The sequence below is a fragment of the Bhargavaea cecembensis DSE10 genome (assembly GCF_000348905.1).
Taxonomy (GTDB): Bacteria; Bacillota; Bacilli; order Bacillales_A; family Planococcaceae; genus Bhargavaea; species Bhargavaea cecembensis.
The window spans coordinates 78791-101130 of record NZ_AOFT01000008.1 but is presented as its reverse complement, the minus strand read 5'-3'; the positions used below and the strand labels follow the sequence as shown (position 1 = coordinate 101130).

Here is a 22340-nt window from a genome sequence, read left to right as displayed (position 1 = left end):
GGGGGGATACCAAATGGAAAAGGTTAATCGTCAGCGGCTGCAGAGTTTGCTGGAACAGTTCGCCTCATTCGGGGCTACGGGGGAAAATGGAGTGACCAGGCTTTCCTTGTCCCGGGAAGATATCGCCGCACGAGATAAATTCATAGAAGTCAGTGAGGAAATTGGCATGTCGGTGAAAGTGGACGACATGGGGAATCTGTATGCCACTTTATCCGGCAAAAAAGACATGCCGCCGATTGTGATGGGCTCACACCTCGATTCTGTAAAAAAAGGCGGTCGGTTCGACGGAACGCTGGGTGTTGTGGCAGGGCTGGAAGTAGTCCGGACCATCGTAGAGCGGAACATCGAGACGGAACATCCAATAACAGTGATGAACTTTACAAATGAAGAAGGTGCCCGCTTCGACCCGGCGATGATGTCTTCCGGGGTGTTGGCGGGAAAATTTGCGAAGGAAGACATGCTCCTGTCTGCAGACACGGAAGGCGTGACATTCGGTCAAGCACTAGAGATAAGCGGGTACGAGGGGGAAGCCGGGAACCGTCTCAGGGAAGCCGCTGCCTTCGTAGAGCTGCATATTGAACAGGGCCCGGTGCTGGAACATACCGGTGAGGAAATTGGCGTCGTCCAGGGCGTGATGGGAATGACCTGCTGTGAAATTTCACTGAAAGGCGAATCGAATCACGCAGGTACCACACCCATCCCGATGAGAAAAGACCCCATGTTTGCTGCCGCACAAGTCATTGTGGACCTGCAGCGGGAACTCAAAAAGCTGCCGGAGGATCTCGTCTACACGATCGGCAGGATCCAGGCCCATCCAAATATCCATACGGTCATCCCGAACGAGGTCACGTTTACCCTCGAGGCACGGCACACAAGCATGGACGTCGTCCGGCAGGTTGAGCGGATCATTGACCGACTCCCCAAAACACTTGAACGGTGTGAGGTAACCTCCAGAAAGCTGTGGGGAAGAGAGACGGTTGAATTCGATGGGGCTGTTGTCAATGCGGTTTCCGAAACAGCGGCAGAACTCGGGTTAAGAACCCGCAACATGTACAGTGGAGCCGGGCATGATGCACAATTTATCGCCAGTTACATTCCGACAGCCATGATTTTCGTTCCGAGTGCCAAAGGTTACAGCCATCGCGAGGATGAGTACACATCGTATGAGGATTGCGCACAGGGTGCGGATGTCCTTTTGAATACGGTGCTGAAGCTGGACCGGAATGCCAGTACCCAAGAGGAGAAAGTATTGGAAGAGAAAAGTGTATAAAAGAAAAACGGGAAAGTCCTTTTCATCAGGACTTTCCCGTTTTTAATGAACCGGCAGCAGTTTCTCCGCTCCGCTCTGCTCCAGCATCCGGTACGCCTGCACGGCGACTTCCAGCGCAAGCCGGTTATCGGGCTCCATAAAGTCTGTACCGAGCAGGACCTCAAGCTTGCCGATCCGGTGGTAGAGCGTCTGGCGCACGATGAACAGGCGCTCTGCCGCCTCTTTCTTGACGCCGCCGCATTCCAGGTAGACAACGAGCGTCTCGAACAGGCGGCTGTCATGACGGGCATCGTGTTCAAGCAGCGCCCCCAGATAATCATCGACGTATGTCTCCAGCTCTCCGCTCCGCTTCAGCAACAGCAGCAGACGGTGAATTCCGAGCCCTTCATAGAAAACCGATTCCGTGATGCCCTCTTCCTGCAGCCGGATCACATCCTCGCTCTCGCGGTAGGCCCGCCGGATGTATGCGATGTCCTGATAGGTTTTCCCGATCCCGAACCGGCTGCCCTCGAACTGTGGTGCCGGCATGTTGAGGAATTCCCGGATCAGCGGCCGGAAGCGGTCGTCCCGTCGGCTCTGTTGTTCCTCCGAGATAAAGAAGGCAATCACGATCAATTCATTTTCTCCCGAAGTGATGGCGGGGAAGAAGCCGTGCCGCTGGAACAGACTGCGGATCAGCAGTGCCCGCTGGACCAGTTCTTCTTCAAGCAGGTCCTGTGACGGGAATGGCGGTATCTCAGGCATGTGGATGGTGAACACCCGGTAGTACATGTTTTTGCCGCGCGCCGGCAGTACGGCGCGGATCGTTTCCGGATCCATGCGCCGCCCGGTAATCAGGTTCCGGACCACCTTGTCCTCGAGGTTCTGCTTGCGCTCTTCAATTGTCCGGTTCCGCAGGAGCACCTGGGAAATGGCGAGGCCTGCGCGGTCCAGGATCAGGAAATAAAAGTCATCCTGGAGCGGTTCATCCATGCCGAGGAAGAGCCGTCCCCACACTTGCCCGGGGCCCCGCACCGGTACGTTCGCGTAGCGTCTGTCCGCAATTTCCACATAACGTTCGGTGTCCTCCAGCCCGCCTTCCGCTTCGAGGCGGGACCGCAGGAGGGATTCGCTATGCTTGGCCTCCGAAGGATAAAAGTAGGGGGCCGGACGGTCGGAGATGAAGATGGCCTCGCGCCGAAAGTATTCATGGAGTTCCTGGAGAATCTTCAGGATGCCGTTGGAGGTAAGGGAAAGTTCGATAAAACGTCCCGACAGGCGGTCCAGCTCGGAAATCATCTTGTGATGACGGTTGATCAGCGCCGTATGGAGATCATGCGTGATGTCGACGAACCGGATCACTTCTTCGAACACGATGATCGGGAAGCCGAGATTGTCGGCCAGCTTGAGAACTTCCGGGGCGATCTGTTTCGAGGAGTCCGCCAGTTCGATGCACAGTGCGGATGCCCCGAGTTCATTTAACTTCCCGATATAATAAAGCTGCGTCTCCAGGTCAAGCGCCATGCTGATGCCGGTTGTCAGGATCAGTTCGCCGCCATTGATCAGCGACTCAAACTCCCGGACTTCAAGGATATGCGACCAGCGGATCTTCCGGGAAAGACCGGATGCACCCGCGGCCAGTCTGGCTTTTTGAAAAGACTCTCGTTCCAGTACGTCCCGGACAGTCAGCTCGATGTTCTTCAAGTTCAGCCCTTCCTTTCGTCCAATCACATAGCCTGTCAATTTGACACATTGTCAAATGACAAACATTCTGATAGTTTGTACAGTAGATTATGAAGTGCACAAGCCAACCAGTCAAGATGACCATTTAACCAAGAGGAGGAGTTATCAATGGAAACAGCAGTCGTTAAAACGCAAACGCTTTCAAACTATATCGGTGGACAATGGGTCAAATCGACCACGGAAAAATATGAGGAAGTCCCGAACCCGGCAACCGGAGAAATCATCGCGGAAGTTCCGATTTCCACAAAAGAAGACCTCGACAAGGCAGTTGCAGTTGCAAAAGAGGCATTCAAGACCTGGAAAAAGACGCCGGTGCCGCAGCGTGCACGAATCATGTTCAAGTTCCAGCAGCTGCTCGTAGAGAACTGGGATGAACTCGCCCGGCTTGTCACGATCGAGAACGGCAAAAGCTTCACGGAAGCGCACGGCGAAGTGCTCCGCGGCATCGAATGCGTCGAGTTCGCGGCGGGTGCGCCGTCCCTCATGATGGGCCAGCAGCTTCCGGACATCTCGAAAAACATGGAATCGGGCATGTATCGCTATCCGATCGGTGTCATCGGCGGCATCACGCCGTTCAACTTCCCGATGATGGTTCCGGCATGGATGTTCCCGCTTGCAATCGTCGCAGGGAACACGTTCGTCCTGAAGCCGTCCGAGCGCACGCCGCTCCTGGCGAACCGCCTGGCGGATCTTCTGAAGGAAGCAGGCCTGCCTGATGGAGTGTTCAACATCGTCCACGGCGCGCATGACGTCGTCAACGGCCTGCTCGAGCACAAAGACGTTCCGGCCATTTCCTTTGTCGGCTCCCAGCCCGTTGCAGAATATGTCTACAAGACGGGTACGGCACACGGCAAGCGCGTCCAGGCATTGGCAGGCGCGAAAAACCACTCCATCGTCATGCCGGATGCGGACCTCGACAATGCGGTCAAGAACATCACCGGCGCGGCATTCGGCTCGGCCGGCGAGCGCTGCATGGCTGCGGCAGTCGTCGTGGCCGTCGGAGACGTAGCGGATGAGCTTGTCGACCGGCTGAAAAAAGCGGCAGACGACATCACAATCGGCAACGGTCTTGAAGACGATGTGTTCCTCGGACCGGTCATCCGTCCGGCCCACAAGGACCGCACGATCGGCTACATCGAATCGGGCGTCGAGGAAGGCGCGAAACTCGTCCGCGACGGCCGCAACGACAAGTCGAGCTCCGAAGGCGGCTATTTCGTCGGACCGACGATCTTTGACGAGGTGACACAGGAAATGAAGATCTGGAAAGATGAAATCTTCGCGCCTGTTCTGTCTGTGGTCCGCGTTGAAACTCTTTCGGAAGCAATCGAATTTGCGAACGCTTCGGACTTTGCAAACGGCGCCTGCCTGTATACGGACAGCGCATCGGCAATCCGCGAATTCCGCGACGACATCGATGCCGGCATGCTCGGCGTCAACCTCGGCGTCCCTGCACCGATGGCCTTCTTCCCGTTCTCGGGCTACAAGAAGAGCTTCTACGGCGACCTCCACGCCAACGGCAAAGACGGCATCGAGTTCTACACCCGCAAGAAAATGCTCACACAGCGTCACTGATAGAAAAGCGGAGCGGGCCTGTTCAGACCCGACAGGCATAAGACGGAATGCGTCGCGGGTCCTGACCCGCAAAGCAGGCCGGCTTATGACCCCGAGGGTCTGGCCCGTGCAGCTGGACAGCAGAAAAGCGGAGCGGGCCTGGCCCGCAGAGCCGGGCAACAAAAGGGGTGGCGGGGCTGGAAGATCAATTAGGGACCGCGAAAGATCATCAAAGTCCCTCGAAAGATCAATAACGCCCCGCGAAAGATCAATAAGACCCGGCGAAAGATCAAATAAAGGCCGGATCCGTCCGGCGTCAATTTTGAGCAGCCGCCCCTGAGGCGGCTGAATTTTAAAACGAATTCATCCGAGAGGGGATAGTACGATGACCGTTGTTAAGACGGATACACAAACGCTTGTCGAAAAAGACCGGCAGAACGTCTGGCATCACATCTCTCCATATGTGGAGAAAAGCCCGCCGATGATCTGGGCAAAAGGGGAAGGCGCCTGGGTGACGGATCATGAGGGGAACCGCTACCTGGACGGCATGTCCGGACTGTGGTGCGTGAACGTCGGCTACGGCCGCGAGGAACTGGCAAAAGCGGCCTATGACCAGATGAAGGAACTTTGCTATGTGCCGATGACCCAAAGCCATGAGCCGGCGATCGAGCTTGCGGCGAAGCTGAACGAATGGCTCGAGGACGATTACATGATCTTCTATTCCAACAGCGGATCCGATGCGAACGAAGTCGCATTCAAGATCGCCCGCCAGTACCATCAGCAAAAGGGCGAAGCTTCCCGCTACAAGTTCATCAGCCGCTACCGTGCCTACCATGGCAGCTCGATGGGCGCACTTGCCGCCACCGGCCAGTCGCTCCGCAAGTACAAATATGAGCCGCTCGCACCGGGTTTCCTCCATGTGGCGCCGCCGGATAACTACCGCCGTCCGGAAGGCATGAGTGTGGAGGACTACAACATCATGCGCGCGGAAGAACTCGAGCAGAAAATCATCTGGGAGCAGGAAGAAACGGTTGCAGGGGTCATCATGGAGCCGCTCATCACAGGAGGCGGCATCCTGATTCCGCACCCGGTCTATCTCCAGAAAGTGCAGGAGATCTGCAACAAGCACGGCGTTCTCCTGATCATCGACGAGGTTATCTGCGGATTCGGCCGTACTGGGAAGAAGTTCGGCCACCAGAACTTCGGCGTGAAGCCGGACATCGTGACCATGGCAAAAGGCCTCACAAGCGCCTATCTGCCGCTGTCGGTCACCGCGGTGCGCAAGGATATTTACGAAACCTTCAAGGACAGCGCGGAAAACAGCCACTTCCGCCATGTGAACACATTCGGCGGCAACCCTGCAGCTTGCGCGGTGGCGCTGAAGAACCTTGAGATCATCGAGCGGGAGGGCCTTGTCGAGCGGGCGGACCGCCACGGCGAACGTCTCCGTGCGGAACTGGCGCATCTTGAGGATCACCCGTATGTCGGTGAGGTCCGCGGGATCGGCTTCCTTCTCGGCATTGAGCTGGTCGAGGACAAACAGACCCGCGAACCGGCAAGCGCCGCGCGCATCGGCAAGATCATCGCCAACTGCAAGGCGAACGGCCTGATTGTCGGCAAAAACGGAGACACCGTGGCGGGACACAACAATATCCTGACACTGTCCCCGCCGCTTGCGTGCACGGACCAGGACGTCGATTTTATTATTTCCGTGATCAAGAAGGTTTTTGAAGAGAATCGTTGAAATAAGTACGTTGGGGATTTAGTATGCGGGAGGCGTCAGCCTCCCTTTACAATGGAGGGAAATGGAAATGAAAATCGGTGTACCTAAAGAGATTAAAAACAATGAAAACCGCGTCGCAATGACGCCTGCGGGAGTGGCGACACTGAGCACTGCCGGTCACGAAGTGATCATCGAGAAGGGAGCGGGACTCGGTTCCGGCTTCACCGATGAGGAATATGCAAACGAAGGTGCGGTCATTGTAGAAACAGCGGCGGATGCATGGGCTGCCGAAATGGTCATGAAGGTCAAGGAACCGCTGCCGGAAGAGTACGGCTACTTCCGCGAAGACCTGATTTTGTTCACTTACCTGCACCTGGCTGCGGAACCGGAGCTTGCGGCAGCGCTTCTCGAGAAGAACGTAACCGCCATTGCCTATGAAACGGTCCAGCTGCCGAACCGCTCGCTGCCGCTCCTTTCGCCGATGAGCGAAGTTGCCGGCCGCATGGCGACACAGATCGGCGCCCAGTTCCTCGAGCGCATCCACGGCGGCAAGGGAATTCTCCTGTCCGGCGTACCGGGTGTCCAGCGCGGCAAGGTCACCGTCATCGGCGGCGGCATGGCCGGCGCGAACGCCGCCCGCGTCGCGGTCGGCATGGGTGCCAAGGTAACGGTCATCGACCTGAGCCCGGAGCGTCTCCGCCAGCTGGACGACCAGTTCGGCAACGATATCCAGACACTGATGTCGAACCCGTTCAACATAGCGGAAGCAGTGAAGGACGCGGACCTCGTCGTCGGTGCCGTGCTCATCCCGGGTGCCAAGGCGCCAAAGCTCGTCACGGAAGAAATGGTCAAGTCGATGCAGCCGGGCTCCGTGCTCGTTGACATCGCGATTGACCAGGGCGGCATCTTCGAGACATCGGACCGCATCACGACACATGACGACCCGATCTATGAAAAGCACGGCGTTGTCCACTACGCTGTCGCCAACATGCCGGGCGCAGTGCCGCGCACGTCCACAATGGCGCTCACAAACGTCACTGTACCGTATGCGCTCCAGATCGCCAACAAAGGCTGGAAGCAGGCGGCACTCGATAACGAGCCGCTCCGCAAAGGCTTCAACACCTACGCGGGCCGTGTGACTTACAAGACAGTCGCGGAAGACCTCGGCTACTCGCATGCCGATCTGCTCGATCTGATCGAGCCGGTGGCACAGCACAACTGAACATGAAGAAGGGGAACCTGTCCTGGACAGGTTCCCCTTTTAATATGAGTGCTAATATTAGTGTCGGTGATAAAGTAGTGCGTTATAAATAGAAACCAATTTTTGATCCACGGGGGTGAAAAAACTTTCCTAGTCAGGCAGTCTTCTTCTTCCCGAACACCGATGATACCCGGTTTTCCTCCCCGGCCCGCATCCTGCGGAAGTTCTCGAGGTGCTTCCATACCGCCATCCCGAAGAGTCCGACGGCGATCAGGTCCGGCCCGATGCCCGGTGCCAAGAAGACGGCTGTCGCGGTGAAGGTGACATACAGCATCAGGACACCGAACACGAGGAAGTCGGTCACGAGTGAAATGACAATGAGCAGGGCGAGTCCCACAAGGCCGATCTTCCAGTCGAAGCCCAGGAGCACCCCGATCACCGTTGCCGTGCCCTTGCCGCCATTAAAGCGCATATGAAACGGGAAGTTATGCCCGATGATGGTCAGCGCGGACATCGAGAAGACAAGAAGGGCTCCGGCTTCCGGTCCGAGCCCAATTGCCTGGGAAATCCATCTGGCAAGGAGCACGGCCGCGACCCCTTTTCCGATGTCGATGGCGGCAACAAGCGCGCCGAATTTCTTGCCGAGCACGATGGCGGCATTTGATGCACCGGCATTTTTCACACCGGTTTCTTTCAGGTTTACGCCGGACAGCCATCCGGCGACGGTCGATCCGTGGATGTTGCCGATCAGGTAACCGGCCGTCACGGCGATCATGATCCATATCCAGCCCAGCTGCTCGGGCATGTCGTCAGCCTCCTATGATTGTTCTTTTTCCTTATATTAAGCTTCATTCAGCCTAATATAAGGGGTGTTAACCGTCACCCGCACTGCATGATCAACTGTGTCCGGTCAAAGCGCTTCCCGGCAAGATCCTTTTTCCGGATGCAGAAGTACAGCATGCCAAGGTCGCCCCAGACAACATCAAGATCTTCGTCACTGTCCATCTGGAAAAGAAGGACGTAGTCATCCGCTGCTTTTGCAGCTTCACCCCAGTCTTCTATTCCGTCACAGTAGTGGGCGATTTCCGGAAACACCGGGTTCTGGACGGCGAACGGATGGCCAAGCACCCGGTGATGCGGGGCCCCTTCTTCAAGCAGTCCGAAGATGGCGTCTCCGGTGTCGTCGTCGAAATCCATCCCGATCACGGCGTCTGTGTCCAGCGTTTCCTGCTCGAGGAACGCTGCGGCGAACTCCGGCAGCATCGCTTCTTCAGGAACTTCACGCCTTTCAAGTTCAGCCGGACTTTCAAAGTACAGCACTTCCCAGCCGTTCCGGTCTTCCGCCTCTCCGCCCCACGGCTGTTCTTCCCTGTCATAGAAAAATGACAGGACACCGGAAACAGGAAGCGGATGGGCAGTGCCGGCAAGCGCTGCATCCGACAGATTAAGCTGGGCGATCAGCGTAAGCGGCTTGCCGTCATTGGACGGGATCTCCACATCAGGCGGAAGGTCCGGCGCGCCTCCGAACTTCGATGCGCCGGGAGCCAGCGTCCCGGCGGCGTCTTCTTTATTCAGTCGGAAGCCCGGCTTCGTCAGTTCGGAAAATGGCGCAATGTATTCGGCCAGTCCGTTTGCTTCCAGCTTTTCTCTCCAGGTTTTCATAGAATCCCTCCCAGGAACGGCAGTCTTCTATAAGTTAACGGATGAGCCCCGTAAACGTTTCATGTTTTTTCTGAAAAATACACTTGACTTTACCCGCAGCACAGTCCTATACTGTTTACCAGATGGAAAACAAAATCAGAATACTCTTATCAAGAGCGGCGGAGGGAATAGGCCCTGCGAAGCCCGGCAACCGGCAGACCCTGTCTGCAAAGGTGCTAATTCCTACAGATTCGGGAGCGGATCTGACAGATAAGGGGAGGCATGCGGCGTGTTCGCATCGGCCCTCTTCCTATCAGTGAAGAGGGTTTTTCATTTTTCCGAAAAGGCAAATCCTCCTCTCCTATCGCGTTTCCATCGAAACCACACCTTTAGGAGGCAATCAATATGACAAACTTCAAACCAGAAACAATTCTCGTGCACGGAGGCCAGGAGCCGGACCCGGCAACAGGCGCAATCGCAGTACCGGTCTACCGCACGACAGCTTATGCATTCCGTGACACGGAGCACGCGCAAAACCTGTTCGCACTGAAAGAGTCGGGCAACATCTACTCCCGCATCATGAACCCGACGGTTGACGCATTCGAGAAGCGCATCGCTGAACTGGAAGGCGGCACGGCTGCCGTTGCTCTTTCTTCCGGCATGGCGGCGATCGCATTCTCGATCCTGAACGTCGCACAGGCAGGGGATGAGATCGTCTCCGCGGCAAACCTTTACGGCGGAACGTACAACCTGTTCGCGGTGACACTCCCGCGCTACGGCATCAATGTGAAGTTCGTTGACTCCACAGATCCAGAAAACTTCCGCGAAGCGATCACCGACAAGACAAAGGCGATCTTCGGCGAAATCATCGGGAACCCGAGCCTGAACGTCCTTGATGTCGAGGCTGTTGCGAACATCGCACACGAAAACGGCCTGCCGCTCATCATCGACTCCACGTTCGCGTCGCCTTACGGCTCGAACCCGATCGAGTACGGTGCGGACGTCGTCGTCCACTCTGCAACGAAATGGATCGGCGGCCACGGCCGCGGCGTCGGCGGCGTAGCCGTTGACGCGGGCAAGTTCGACTGGACACAGGGACGCCACCCTGGCTACACCGAGCCGGATGTCACTTACCACGGCCTCCGCTACGGCATCGATACGGCACAGGCAGCATTCGCAACACGCCTCCGCGTGCAGCTGCTCCGCGACTTCGGCCCGACGCTCAGCCCGGATAATGCGTTCCTCTTCCTCCAGGGGCTTGAGACGCTTCACCTCCGCATCCAGCGCCACAACGAAAACGCGCTGAAAGTCGCCCAGTGGCTGAAGGATCATCCTTCCGTCGAGTGGGTGCAGTACAACGGCCTTGAAGAGCACCCGTCGTACGAACTCTCGAAGAAGTACCTGAAGAACGGTGCCGGCTCTGTCGTCATCTTCGGCATCAAGGGCGGACGCGAATCGGGACGCAAGCTGATCGACAACGTGAAGCTGTTCTCGCATGTCGCAAACGTCGGCGACGCACGCTCGCTGATCATCCACCCGGCTTCCACGACGCACCAGCAGCTGTCGGCGGAAGACCTGAAGAAGACAGGCACGTCGGAAGAACTCGTCCGCCTCTCTATCGGCCTTGAGAATGTCGAAGACATCATCGCCGACCTGAAACAGGCGATTGAGGCTGCGGCACCTGTAAAAGCATAAGACAGCACCGAATTTTTGAACAATTTTAAACTTTTCCCGCCCCGGGGGTTTCTTTGCGGGGCGGAACTTGTTATATTGGAAGGAATCTTTGTGTCGGAGGTGTTTCGCCCATGGCTCCAGTGAAAGCGGCCATCCTTGGATTCGGTACGGTCGGCCAAGGCATTTATACAATCGTGAATGAACGGAAACAACAACTTGAGAAAACGATCGGTTCCCCGATCGAAATTGCTGCGATCCTCGTCCGCGACTTGGATAAAACCCGCCCTGAGACCCCGGGAGTCCTCATTACCGACCGGTTTGAGGACATCCTCTCCATTCCGGATCTGAAGGTCGTTTTCGAGGCGATCGTCGGCGAAGAGCCGGCGCGCACTTATCTGGAGCAGGCGATTGCGCAAGGCTGCCATGTCGTTACGGCAAACAAGGTCATGTATGCAAAAGCCGCCCCTGCACTTGAACGGCAAGCCAGGGAACAGGGGACCGGTGTCGGATACGAGGCGACCGTCGCAGGCGGCGTCCCGGTGATCAAGACCATCGGCAACCTGAACCTGACCAACGAAGTGACCGGCATTCAGGGTATCCTGAACGGCACATCGAATTTTATCCTGACGAAGATGCGCAAAGAATCGTGCACATTCGAGGATGCCCTGAAGGAAGCCCAGGAACTCGGCTATGCCGAGGCGGATCCGACCAATGACGTGTCCGGCTTCGATGCGTTCTGCAAGCTGATGATCCTGAGCGGCCTGTCGTTCGGTGAACAGCCTGACTGGGAAAACGTGCCGATGGAGGGCATTGATTCGCTCTCGCTTGAAGAAGTGACCGATGCCGACCGCCAGGGCCTCCGCTACCGCCACATCGCGGATGTCCGCCGCGGGGAAGACGGCTCCATCCAGGCGTCCGTCGGCCCGGTGCTGATCGGCCCGGACCACCCGCTCTACGGCATCGACGGCGTCGACAATGCCGTCGCCATCGAAACCGCCTATGCCGGAACGCTCACCGTCATCGGCCCGGGCGCCGGCATGCTGCCGACCGCAAGCGTCATGGTCGAGGACGCAGCGGTAAAGCTCCGGGAACACGCCACCTTTCGCGAACTGGTGACCCGGTCATGATAAAAGCGATGCCCTTTTGGGGGCATCGCTTTTTGGTGCGGCTCAGAACGGGGTCAGCCTGCGTGCACTGCTTGCGGTTGTGTCCTGATGGTCTTGAGCGCGGTTGACCAGGCAACGACTTCATCGAGCATGTTATGGACCGTCTGCTCATGAAACGGTGCAGGCTTGAAGGTCGTCATGTTTTCAAAATCCGTGAAGAGGCTCAGTGCCGGCTGTGTCCGGACAGTTGCAACGGCGGGGACCGATAAGATCAACCGCAGGTTATTGGCGGCCGTGACCCCGAGGGAGGAGCCGTAGCTGACAATGCCGGCAGCCTTGTTGTTCCATTCAGTATACAAGTAATCGATGGCATCTTTTAGGCCGGAAGTGACCGCTTTGTTGTATTCCGGAGTCACAAAGACGAAACCGTCAAGCCCGCTGATTTTTTCCGACCAGGGGCGGGCTTCCGGTGTGGCATACCCCTGCGACATGATGGCCGGTACGGGCTCATTATAGCTTGGCAGGCGGTAGTCCTTGATATCCACCAGTTCAAATTCCGCATCTGTTCGCTTATCGGCAATTGACTTTACCCATTCCGCCACTTGCCGGTTGACTCTTGAATCCCTTGTGCTTCCGGTAATGATTCCGATTTTGATCATTCTTGTTTCCTCCCTAATTCATTTGGTTTCTTGCTCTACTTGTAGTCTAGGGCAGAACGGAATTGGGCAACACCAATAGTTTTGCGGAAGTGTCGCTTATACAACACACTCGAGAAAGTGTCTAAAACAGGAGCGTTGATATCATGACTCAAACCAAGACAGACCCTCGGGTCATACGCACCCGCAGCCTGATCATGGATTCATTTATCCAGCTTTCCGGAAAAAAAGATTTTAAGGACATCACCGTGAAGGATCTGACCGCTGAAGCCATGATCAACCGGGCTACGTTCTATTATCATTTTGAGGATATTTATGACTTGCTGGAGAAGGCGTTGTCTGAAGTATTGTTGGTCAACCTGGACTATGAGCACTTTCGGGACAGCCGGCTGGATGAGGAAGCGCTGGTCAGGATTTTTACGGCCGTGACGAATTTTCAGCTGTCTTTATCCAATCGATGCCACAGTGGTTACGAAGACACGATTGCCCGGATCATCAGAAATCAGCTGGAAGTGATTTTCAGCAAAATGCTGTCCGGACAGGATCCGGAAGCGGATGATCAGTCGCTTCAGATCACGGCTGCCATGCTGAGCTGGGAAATCTACGGGGCTTCGGTGGAATGGAGGAGGAATAGCGGGGTGGATCCGGGGGATTTCATCCGTCCTGCACTTTCTTCCGTCCTCAATGGCATTCGGGTGGTCCGCTGAGACGCCGGAAATTCATAAAAAGCGATGACCCCCTTGAGCGGGGCATCGCTTTTTTAAGTGCCGGACTGTAAGAGTTATGAAAAAGCCCCCGGCAGCCGCCTGGGCTTCAGTTTGAAGAATAAGCATCCGAGTTTGAAGAATAACCGCCCGAGTTTGAAGATAAGCCCCCTGAGTTTGAAGATTACGCGTGTGGGCGGCTGCTCGCCGGCAACAAAAAAGGAGGTCCCCGGTAAGTCCGGGGAACCTCCTTTTATTCAGGAAACAGGTCGGACGACAGATACCGCTCGCCGGTGTCAGGCGCGAGGCAGAGGACGTTGGCGCCCTTCGGCAGTTTCTTGGCGACCTGGACGGCGAAGTGGGCGGAGGCCGCCGCGGAGGCACCGACGAAGATGCCTTCTTCCGCTGCGAGGCGGCGCGCCATCACCTGGGCGTCTTCATCTTCGATGAGGAGGATCTCATCATAGACATCCCGGTTCAGGATGGCCGGGACAAATCCCGGGCCCGTACCCGGGATCTTATGCGGGCCGGGTTCTCCGCCGGACAGGACGGGTGATCCTTTCGGCTCGACGACATAGATCTTCAGGTCCGGGATCTGCTTTTTCAGCTCTTCTCCGGTTCCGGTCACGGTGCCGCCGGTGCCTGCCGTCAGGACGAAAGCGTCCAGCTTTCCGTCGAACGCCTCAAGGATTTCCACGGCGGTCGTGCCCCGGTGGGCGTCCGCGTTCGCCGGGTTCTCGAACTGCATCGGGATGAAGGCATCCGGGATATCCGCCGCCAGTTCTTCTGCCTTGGCGATTGCGCCGTTCATCCGCTCTGCGGCAGGAGTCGAATACACTTCGGCACCGTATGCTTTCAGGATCTTCACCCGTTCTGCAGTCGCATTGTCCGGCATCGTCATGATGCACCGGTAGCCTTTTGCCGCGCATACCATGGCGAGGCCGATTCCCGTATTGCCGGATGTCGGCTCGATGACCGTGCTCTTGCCGGGGATCAGCTTGCCTTCGGCTTCCGCCTGCTCGACCATGTTTAGTGCAGCCCGGTCCTTTACGCTGCCGCCGGGATTGAATGATTCCAGCTTGATATATACATTTGCGCCATCCGGATCCGGAATTTTATTGAGCCGGACGGCGGGGGTGTTGCCGATCAGGTCCAGAATGGACTCGACAATTTTCATGGCAGATTCCGCCTTTCTCACATACGATGGAGTTAATTCCTATTTACAAAGTATAGTTTAAAAAAATAACTCCGGCAACCGTCCGATATTTCCAGGACTCATCCATTGACATCTCAGCTTTTTAGGGTAATATTATGCTTAAAACTTAGTAATTCGATATGGATTATAATTTTAGATTTAGAAGGAAGTGCAATGATGTTCCTTAAGATAGATGGAATCCAAAAAAGCTTCGGAAAGGACGGCCGGCGCGAACAGGTACTCAAGGATATCAGCGTCGATGTCCGGGAAGGCGAATTCATCTCGCTGCTCGGGCCATCCGGCTGCGGCAAGTCGACACTGCTGAACATCGTTGCCGGGCTGAACCGTCCGGATTCGGGCATCCTGCAACTGGACGGCCGGGACATCGTGAAGCCGGGCAAAGAGCGGGGCATGGTGTTCCAGCAGGCTGCTTTGTTTCCTTGGCTGACTGTTGAGGAGAACGTGATGTTCCCGCTGAAAGGGATGCCGAAAAAGGAAGCGAAAGAAGTCGCGAAGAAATACCTCCGGCTCGTGCAGCTGAGCCAGTATGCGGGGCACCATCCGCATGAGCTGTCGGGCGGCATGCAGCAGCGTGTGTCGATTGCGCGTGCGCTTGCGATGGATCCGGCAGTTCTTCTCATGGATGAACCATTCGGCGCACTGGATGAGCAGACCCGTATGCGCCTCCAGGGCGTGCTCGAAGAAATCTGGATCGAGACAAAAAAGACGATCATTTTCGTTACGCACAGCATCCAGGAAGCGGTCCGGCTGTCCGACCGCATCATCGTCATGGGAACCCATCCCGGCCGTGTCCTTCAGGATATCGAAGTCACGCTCGGGCGCCCGAGGGAAGGCCATCTGAAAGAGATGGCCGCCTATGAGGAATCGATTCTTGAAATGCTGAAGACGGAAAATGACAAAGTGGAAGAAGAGGAACGTAACCATGCGGTTGGTCATTAAGCGTCTCGTCTTCTTCGTCTCTCTGTTTCTTGTATGGGAACTCGCGGTCAGGCTGTTCCAGATCCCGGCGGTCCTTTTGCCGGCGCCGACCGATGTGTTCCGCGCACTCGGTGAAATGATTGCGGACGGCACGCTGTTCCGTGACCTCGGGGCCAGCTTCATGCGGCTCCTGGTCGGCCTCGCAATCGCCCTCCTGATCGGGCTTCTGCTCGGCATTCTGCTCGCGAAGTCCAAGACGGCCGATGAAACACTCGGCTCACTGATCCTCGCACTGCAGAGTATCCCGAGCATCGTCTGGCTGCCGCTTGCCATCATGTGGTTCGGCCTGAACGAGAAGTCGGTCATCTTCATTATCGTCCTTGGTGCGGCGATCGTCATGACGATCAATGTGCGCACGGGCATCCAGAACGTCTCGCCGATCTACCTGAAGGCGGCGCAGACAATGGGCGCATCCGGCCCGGACCTGTTTTTCCGGGTCATGCTGCCGGCGTCGGTTCCGTATTTCGTCACCGGTACACGCCTTGCCTGGGCATTCGGCTGGCGCGCACTCATGGCCGGTGAGCTTCTCAGCACCGGCCCGGGACTTGGCTACACGCTGAAATATGCTTCCGACTTCGGACGGATGGACATGGTGCTTGGCATCATGATCGTCATCGGAATCATCGGGGTCACAGTCGACCTGCTTCTGTTCCAGCGGTTTGAACAGCAGGTTCGGGTGAAATGGGGACTTGAACCGTCCTCATGACGGAGTTTACGGTTGTGGATTTTCAGTATGAATGAATATACCGGGCTCGGACCCGGAAAGGGGATGTTGGAAATGAAGAAATGGTGGCTTGGAGCACTTATGCTCGGCATCATCACGCTGCTCGCAGCATGCGGGGGCGGAGATTCGGACAATGCAGGCGGCGGGGACAAGGAAAAAATGGTCATCGGCTACTTCCCGAACATTGACCACGCACCGGCAATGGTGGCAAGGGAAAACGGCTATTACGAAGAAAAACTCGGCGATGATGTAGAACTTCAATACATCACGTTCCCTGACGGCGGCACATTCATGGCGGCCCTCAAATCGGGTGAAATCGATGCGGGACTCGTCGGTCCGGGTCCTGTCCTGAACAACTTCTCGAACGGAGCGGAAGTGAAAGTCCTTGCCGGCGCATCTTCCGGCGGCACGGTCGTTGTCGCAAGCGAGAAAAGCGGCATCGATTCGGTCGAAGACATGGCAGGAAAGACGTTCATCACACCTGGCATCGGGTGCACGCATGATGTCCAGTTCGAAACGTATCTCCAGCAGCTCGGCAATGACGAGCTGGCTTCTTCCCGGATCGGCGGCTCGCTCAATCACGTAACGGGCAACCCGGCATCCTACCAGGCAATGTTCGAATCCGGCAAGGTTGACCTTGCTGCGGTTCCGGAGCCATGGGCTTCGATCCTCGTCGACAACGGCGCAAAAGTCATCATCAGCACGGAAGAAATCGCCTACGGTGAAAGCCTTCCGAACACGGTCCTCGTTGCGAACAACAAGCTGACAGAGGAAAAGCCGGAACTCGCGGCGAAGCTGCTTGAAGCACACAACGAATCGGTTGCGTTCATCAACGACAACCCTGAAAAGGCTCAGAAGATCGCAATCGACTCCATCAAGGACCTGACAAACCAGGAGATGGACGCGAAGATCGTCGAGCAGGCAATGAGCCGCGTCACGTACACAACAGAAGTCAATGAAGCGGTCCTCAAGGAATTTGGAAACTCTTCCTACGAACTCGAGTTCCTGAAGGAAGCCCCTGAATTCGACGGTCTTGTGGCAGATAAGGAATAACAAAAAGCGATGCCCTCCGCGGCATCGCTTTTTCATGCGGTCATTGAAATCAGTCCTGTTTGTCCGTCGGCATCACGATGGCTGCAATGAGGTAAATCAGCCAGGTGATCCCGGATGTGAAAAAACCGGACAGGACGGTCACGATTCGGAGGATGCTTACGTCGATACCGAACCGTTCACTGAGTCCGCCAAGTACACCAGACAGCTGCTTTTCCCGTGTGGACCGGTAGTATTTTCTCATCAGATCACTCCTTCTCCTTAATATACGGATGAGTCTGCGGACAGTTCCAAAAAATATAAGCCCCGGCAGGCAGCCGGGGCTTACTTATGAATCAGTCTTCAATCAGTCTGCTGAAGTCGATCCGCTTATTCAGCGCATTCATGATCGGCACGCCGACAATCATGACGACAAATTCGCTGATGGCGAGAGTGGCGTAGGTGAACCAGAACGGAAATCCGAGTGCCAGGTTCAGCGAGATCGCGATGATGAACATCGTGAACGTGAACACGAGTGTGTTCGCGACCATTCCTTTCACGCGCCCTTTTACAAATCTGCAAAGGAAGATTGTAATCGTCAGCGAGATCAGGGTATGGGCCACGCCGAATGTCAGGTCATACCAGCCGAGCGACGACATCAGCAGGTTCGAGATGAACACGCCGAGGACGATGCCGATCAGGTACTTTTTGTTGAACACGACGAGATGATTGAACATCTCGGATACCCGGAACTGGATATTCGTAAAGCCGAATGGCGCAATCAGAGCGGTGACGGCAAGGTATAATGCAGCAATGACGGCATTGACGGCCATCGTTTTGACTTTCATTTATGTTCTCTCCCTTAGTTTTGTTATCGCGGGATGGTTACGAACCGCGCGGGGGGTAAAAAGCCCGAAGTTCAATAATATGACAGACTGGCCATGCGGGTCAATGGGGAATAATGGCGAGAGGTGGTCCGTTCTCAGCGTGCGGGGCTTGAATGTTGTTTAGTATGGTTGACTCCTATAGATTAGAAAATGTCTGGATCATCAGTCGTCTTTGCGGTTCCGAAAGAGCCATTTCGCAACCGGAAAGAAGGTGGACGTACACGCCCGCTGCCGGGAGTGAATATAATGACTGACCTTTTAAATCCTATATGGAAAGAAGGAGAAAACATGAAAAAACTGATTCTGGCGATCCTCTTTACCCTTTCTTGGCCCGCTGCGGCGATGGCCCATTCCCAAATGGAATCATCGGTGCCTGAAGACGGGGCGACGGTGACGGAACCGCTTGAGGAAGTCAGCCTGACGTTCAGTGCGGGCATCGAAGAAGGGAGCACGTTAACCCTGACCGGAGCGGAAGGGGAAATCGGGTTTGCGGAAATCATCATTGAAGGCGTCCAAATGACCGGCACACTCGCCGAGCCGCTGCCGGATGGCGAGTGGACCCTTCTCTGGAATGTCATCAGTGAAGACGGACATCCGATCGACGGAGAACTCACTTTCGAGGCGGCTGCTGGAATTTCCGCAGACAGCCCGGCAGAAGAGGAAGCGGTCCCCGAAGAAACTACAGCCGATGAAGAAGAGGCTGAGTCGGGAACTGCAGACGAAGGGGAACAAGGGACGGAACAATCCCCGGCTAAAGAAGTCAACGACACGGACCAGCCGGAAGAGGGGAGCAGCGTCTTCCTGACAGTCGGACTGTTGGTTGCGGTGATCATACTCCTCGGCCTGATCTTAAGGGCGTTACGCAAGAAGAAATGATGACTGTCTTCACAGCTCTGTCTGATTTCTTCCTTTATATTTTCATGGCTGTATTGGCCGGAGCCATCACACTCAGATTTGTTCCCGAAACCCGGAGGCCCGGCGCACACCTGGGCAGAAGGGCTGAAGCCCTGCTCGCTGCAGCCATGCCTATTCTTGGAGCGGCACCCGTCGTGCAGCTGACGTTCCTCCTTGCGCCAGAGGGATACCGGCTGCGGGGTTTTATGGACATTGCCACGGGTTTCCGTTCCGGACACAGTTTCCTTGCGCTCACGGCGGCTGCCCTTTTGCTGGCGGTGGCGCTCAGATTTGGCGCGAACAGAGTCATCCAGGCTCTTCTTCTCCTGACAGCGTTCGGGGCCATCGCCTACGGCAGTCACTCCGCAACCATTGATGAGACAGGCGGCCTGATCGCACATGGAGTTCATCTGACAGCACTCTCCGTCTGGGCGGGGATCTTGCTGCATGCAGCGGCAAGGCCGGATGCACTGCCGGACTGGCGCGGGTTCCTGAAATGGTTTACCCCGACTGCCGCAGGCCTGATGGCAATCATGATCGGTACGGGTATCTTCCTCATGCTGCTCGTCATGAAAGCCGGTGATTACGCCAGCTCCTGGATCTTGCCCTATGGTCAGATGCTGCTGCTCAAGCATTTAAGCATCATTCCGCTCCTTGCAGCAGCCATGATCAACGGGTTTATCGCAAAAAAGGAACTTCCGCCTGCCGGGTGGCTCAGGACAGAAAGCCTGATGCTCCTGCTCGTGCTTTTCTTCACGGCGTTTATGAGCAAGCTGTCGCCGCCCCATGATATCGACACGACGTTCCGGTCGGAAGGGACGGCGCCGCTTGCGGAATGGCTGTCCGGCCCTCCGGCTATGCCGATTGATGCCCGGCTTGATCTGTCTCTGGAAGGTATTCTCTTCCTGATGATCTCGCTGCTGATGCTGGCGCTGTTTATTATCGGGAGCAGGCGGGACCTTCCGAAATGGCTGCTAGCCTTTTCGGGGATCGGCTTCATCGCAGCGGCGTATCTGGGCCTGATGATGATCACTTCATTTTGACCGGTTTGCGCTTCGGCTCAGCCTGAGGACTGCCGCTTCCTGCACAGGGGCTGCAGTCCTTTTATATTTAAAAATCATCTTCCTTTTTTAACCATGTGTGGCGGCGTGGAGACTGGAAACCTTAATGGCATGCACAAAAAATGGACGTCCGGCGTCATTCCCGGTGATTTGAAAAGTTTGCCATTATCCATGCCGGGTATTTAGGGGATACGTTCAAATCTGCAGTGGAAGGAGGCAAATCGACAATGGATGAAACGCGTCATGTGGATCACGGAAAAGCGCTCATGATCAAGGCTGCACTCATATTTCCGGTCGTCTGGATCCTGCTTTCGCTCTTTAACGATGTTTCGTTCCTGGACTCCACGATCATCGCCGCCGGACTGTGGCTGATTTCATATGCCATGGGCGACCTGATGGTCTTGCCGAAAATGGGCAATATGGCCGCAACGGCCGGAGACTTTGTGCTCAGTTTTCTGATTGTCTGGGGCGGTCTTAATCTTCTCGGTTATGATGAAGCCCTGGGCGAAGCGTTGCTGACGGCAGCGATCATCACGGCAGGGGAGTATTTCTACCACTCCTGGCTGCTGCGCACCCAGTACGACGATGCACAGGTCTGATCTGATTTATTGCGATTACAGCGGAACGCCCACTCCAACAGGGGAGCGGGCGTTCCGTTTTTTCTGCTTTGATTGCAGGCCGGGTCGTGACGGATATTATTTTCCTTTAGCAAGCTTTTCCATTCTCTGCCGCTCTTCCCTCAGTGCTTTAAGGATAGCGAATGTCATGAGAATCATGACGAAGGAGAACGGCAGGGCGGCGATGATGATTGTATTCTGGATGGCTTGCAGTCCGCCGACATACAAGAGCAGGACAGCAATGGCGGACTGTGCAACTCCCCAGATCAATTTCACCTGGTTTGGCGGTGTCAGTGAGCCTTTTGTCGACTGCATCCCGAGGACGAAGGTGGCCGAGTCTGCCGATGTGATAAAGAATGAAGCAATCAGGAGGATTGCGATGACTGACAGGACCATGGACATCGGCAACTGGTCAAACATATTGAACAGGACCAGTTCCGACGACAACTCGCTCAAGTCTGTGCCCGAATCATGGACAAAGGCTGCCGTCGAGCCGAAAGCCGCAAACCAGAATGATACGAATAACGTCGGGATGATGATGACACCGAGCAGAAATTCCCGGACAGTCCGCCCGCGCGATACGCGTGCGATGAACATGCCGACAAATGGAGCCCAGGAAACCCACCATGCCCAGTAGAAGATGGTCCAGCCATCGACGAAGCTGCGGTTATCCTCTGCGAGCGGCGCGGTCCGGAAGCTCATCTCCAGCATATTCACCAGATAAAGTCCGAATGTTTCCGTGAAGATGTTAAAAATCATGAGTGTCGGACCGACCACAACAACGATGATCAGAAGCACGACCGCCAGCACCATATTCGTGTTGGAAAGGTACTTGATTCCTTTGCTGAGTCCTGACCATGCGGATATGATAAACAGGATGGTCACGGCCACGATGATGACTAACTGGGACGTGAATCCGATCTCGACTCCGAACAAATGATTCAGCCCTGCGTTAATTTGGACAGCACCGAAGCCGAGGGAAGTCGCGACGCCGAATGCAGTTGCAAAAACAGCGAGCACATCGACGACAACTCCCCAAGGGCCGTTCATCTTATCACCGAAAATCGGCTTCAATGTTGACGAAATTAACCCGGGTTCGTCTTTGCGGAACTGGAAGAAGGCGAGTGCCAGTGCAGTGATGCCGTACATGGCCCAGATCGGCGCGCCCCAATGCAGGTACGAATAGGTCAGGCCTTCCTTCAAGGCCGCGCCTGTGCCTGGCTCTTCCGTAGCAGGATTGACGATATAATGAGAAATTGGTTCAGACGCACCGTAGAAGACGAGTCCGATGCCCATTCCGGCAGAAAACAGCATGGCCACCCATGTCGCTGTTGAAAAGTCAGGACGGTCGGTGTCCTTTCCGAGGCGGATTCTGCCGTAAGGGCTAATTGCGACAATGATTGCGAGAATAAGGAACGCTGCAAAAAGCAGCAGATAGTACCAGCCGAATGACGTGGAGACAAAGGACTGGATGTTGGTTGTAACCTGTTCATACGTTTTGGGCGCGATGACGCCGAAAACAACAGTCAGTGCAATAATGGCGACAGTGATATAAAAGACATTTGAGACTTTCTTCATGATTCCCCCTATGAATAATATGGCCTGACAATCAGCTTACCACCATATCAGACATTCAAACCAAACGCAACGTGATTTGTTTGAATATTTTTACCGGAAGGCTAAGTA

At 55.7% G+C, this 22340-nt stretch carries 21 protein-coding genes and 2 riboswitches; of the genes, 13 read left to right on the top strand and 8 right to left on the bottom strand.

The window, feature by feature from the left end:
• Positions 1-13: 13 nt before the first annotated feature.
• Positions 14-1270 (top strand): Zn-dependent hydrolase, encoded by a 1257-nt coding sequence (locus C772_RS09085; protein ID WP_008299359.1) that lies wholly within the window; start codon positions 14-16, stop codon positions 1268-1270.
• A 42-nt stretch (positions 1271-1312) separates the two neighbouring features.
• Here C772_RS09085 and C772_RS09080 read toward each other — a convergent pair whose 3' ends face one another.
• Complete coding sequence (locus C772_RS09080; protein ID WP_008299357.1) at positions 1313-2953, bottom strand: PucR family transcriptional regulator; 1641 nt, start codon at positions 2951-2953, stop codon at positions 1313-1315.
• A 147-nt stretch (positions 2954-3100) separates the two neighbouring features.
• On the opposite strand from C772_RS09080, the gene C772_RS09075 reads away from it, so the two are divergent.
• The 3 genes from C772_RS09075 (at position 3101) to ald (ending at position 7488) form a co-directional block, all read left to right on the top strand.
• The gene (locus C772_RS09075) at positions 3101-4564 is read left to right on the top strand and encodes a CoA-acylating methylmalonate-semialdehyde dehydrogenase (RefSeq protein WP_008299354.1); all 1464 of its coding nucleotides are present in this window, start codon (positions 3101-3103) and stop codon (positions 4562-4564) included.
• 364 nt (positions 4565-4928) lie between these two features.
• The gene (locus C772_RS09070; RefSeq protein WP_008299352.1) at positions 4929-6287 is read left to right on the top strand and encodes an aspartate aminotransferase family protein; all 1359 of its coding nucleotides are present in this window, start codon (positions 4929-4931) and stop codon (positions 6285-6287) included.
• Positions 6288-6354: 67 nt separating this feature from the next.
• On the top strand, positions 6355-7488 hold the full coding sequence (ald, locus tag C772_RS09065; RefSeq protein WP_008299350.1) for an alanine dehydrogenase: 1134 nt from the start codon (positions 6355-6357) through the stop codon (positions 7486-7488).
• Positions 7489-7621: 133 nt separating this feature from the next.
• Here the strand turns inward: ald and C772_RS09060 are convergent, their stop codons facing one another.
• Together C772_RS09060 and C772_RS09055 are read right to left on the bottom strand one after the other, a co-directional pair.
• Positions 7622-8272 carry a glycerol-3-phosphate acyltransferase gene (locus tag C772_RS09060; RefSeq protein WP_008299349.1) on the bottom strand — a complete coding sequence of 217 codons (651 nt, stop codon included), beginning with the start codon at positions 8270-8272 and terminating at the stop codon, positions 7622-7624.
• 74 nt (positions 8273-8346) lie between these two features.
• Positions 8347-9129 carry a YwqG family protein gene (locus C772_RS09055; RefSeq protein ID WP_008299347.1) on the bottom strand — a complete coding sequence of 261 codons (783 nt, stop codon included), beginning with the start codon at positions 9127-9129 and terminating at the stop codon, positions 8347-8349.
• Positions 9130-9272: 143 nt separating this feature from the next.
• A riboswitch (SAM riboswitch) is annotated at positions 9273-9385 on the top strand.
• Between the two features lie 128 nt (positions 9386-9513).
• On the opposite strand from C772_RS09055, the gene C772_RS09050 reads away from it, so the two are divergent.
• Positions 9514-10803: an O-acetylhomoserine aminocarboxypropyltransferase/cysteine synthase family protein gene (locus C772_RS09050; RefSeq protein WP_008299346.1), complete on the top strand. Its 1290-nt coding sequence runs from the start codon at positions 9514-9516 to the stop codon at positions 10801-10803.
• A gap of 110 nt (positions 10804-10913) precedes the next feature.
• Positions 10914-11909, top strand: a complete 996-nt coding sequence (locus C772_RS09045; RefSeq protein ID WP_008299344.1) for a homoserine dehydrogenase — start codon at positions 10914-10916, stop codon at positions 11907-11909.
• A gap of 53 nt (positions 11910-11962) precedes the next feature.
• Here C772_RS09045 and C772_RS09040 read toward each other — a convergent pair whose 3' ends face one another.
• Positions 11963-12547: an NADPH-dependent FMN reductase gene (locus C772_RS09040; RefSeq protein WP_008299341.1), complete on the bottom strand. Its 585-nt coding sequence runs from the start codon at positions 12545-12547 to the stop codon at positions 11963-11965.
• Positions 12548-12690: 143 nt separating this feature from the next.
• On the opposite strand from C772_RS09040, the gene C772_RS09035 reads away from it, so the two are divergent.
• On the top strand, positions 12691-13251 hold the full coding sequence (locus tag C772_RS09035; protein ID WP_008299340.1) for a TetR/AcrR family transcriptional regulator: 561 nt from the start codon (positions 12691-12693) through the stop codon (positions 13249-13251).
• 250 nt (positions 13252-13501) lie between these two features.
• Here the strand turns inward: C772_RS09035 and cysK are convergent, their stop codons facing one another.
• On the bottom strand, positions 13502-14425 hold the full coding sequence (cysK, locus tag C772_RS09030) for a cysteine synthase A (protein ID WP_008299338.1): 924 nt from the start codon (positions 14423-14425) through the stop codon (positions 13502-13504).
• A 195-nt stretch (positions 14426-14620) separates the two neighbouring features.
• Between cysK and C772_RS09025 the strand changes: the two genes are divergently transcribed.
• From C772_RS09025 to C772_RS09015, 3 genes are all read left to right on the top strand, one after another.
• The gene (locus tag C772_RS09025; RefSeq protein ID WP_035001976.1) at positions 14621-15403 is read left to right on the top strand and encodes an ABC transporter ATP-binding protein; all 783 of its coding nucleotides are present in this window, start codon (positions 14621-14623) and stop codon (positions 15401-15403) included.
• Positions 15387-16148: an ABC transporter permease gene (locus C772_RS09020; RefSeq protein ID WP_008299334.1), complete on the top strand. Its 762-nt coding sequence runs from the start codon at positions 15387-15389 to the stop codon at positions 16146-16148. Before C772_RS09025 ends, C772_RS09020 begins: the two co-directional genes overlap by 17 nt.
• A gap of 72 nt (positions 16149-16220) precedes the next feature.
• Positions 16221-17219 (top strand): ABC transporter substrate-binding protein, encoded by a 999-nt coding sequence (locus C772_RS09015; RefSeq protein WP_035001973.1) that lies wholly within the window; start codon positions 16221-16223, stop codon positions 17217-17219.
• A gap of 49 nt (positions 17220-17268) precedes the next feature.
• On the opposite strand, the gene C772_RS09010 is transcribed toward C772_RS09015, so the two are convergent.
• Both C772_RS09010 and C772_RS09005 read right to left on the bottom strand, forming a co-directional pair.
• Positions 17269-17460, bottom strand: coding sequence for a PspC domain-containing protein (locus tag C772_RS09010; protein WP_008299330.1), 192 nt, complete (start codon positions 17458-17460; stop codon positions 17269-17271).
• Between the two features lie 91 nt (positions 17461-17551).
• The gene (locus C772_RS09005) at positions 17552-18043 is read right to left on the bottom strand and encodes a QueT transporter family protein (RefSeq protein ID WP_008299328.1); all 492 of its coding nucleotides are present in this window, start codon (positions 18041-18043) and stop codon (positions 17552-17554) included.
• Between the two features lie 8 nt (positions 18044-18051).
• A riboswitch (PreQ1 riboswitch) is annotated at positions 18052-18097 on the bottom strand.
• Between the two features lie 273 nt (positions 18098-18370).
• Between C772_RS09005 and C772_RS09000 the strand changes: the two genes are divergently transcribed.
• The 3 genes from C772_RS09000 to C772_RS08990 all read left to right on the top strand — a co-directional run bounded on the left by C772_RS09000 (position 18371) and on the right by C772_RS08990 (position 20636).
• Positions 18371-18958 (top strand): copper resistance CopC family protein, encoded by a 588-nt coding sequence (locus C772_RS09000; protein ID WP_008299326.1) that lies wholly within the window; start codon positions 18371-18373, stop codon positions 18956-18958.
• The gene (locus tag C772_RS08995) at positions 18958-20019 is read left to right on the top strand and encodes a copper resistance D family protein (RefSeq protein WP_035001921.1); all 1062 of its coding nucleotides are present in this window, start codon (positions 18958-18960) and stop codon (positions 20017-20019) included. Before C772_RS09000 ends, C772_RS08995 begins: the two co-directional genes overlap by 1 nt.
• 245 nt (positions 20020-20264) lie before the next feature.
• On the top strand, positions 20265-20636 hold the full coding sequence (locus tag C772_RS08990; protein ID WP_008299321.1) for a DUF2512 family protein: 372 nt from the start codon (positions 20265-20267) through the stop codon (positions 20634-20636).
• 96 nt (positions 20637-20732) lie between these two features.
• Here the strand turns inward: C772_RS08990 and C772_RS08985 are convergent, their stop codons facing one another.
• The gene (locus tag C772_RS08985; protein ID WP_008299319.1) at positions 20733-22232 is read right to left on the bottom strand and encodes a BCCT family transporter; all 1500 of its coding nucleotides are present in this window, start codon (positions 22230-22232) and stop codon (positions 20733-20735) included.
• Positions 22233-22340 lie beyond the last annotated feature (108 nt).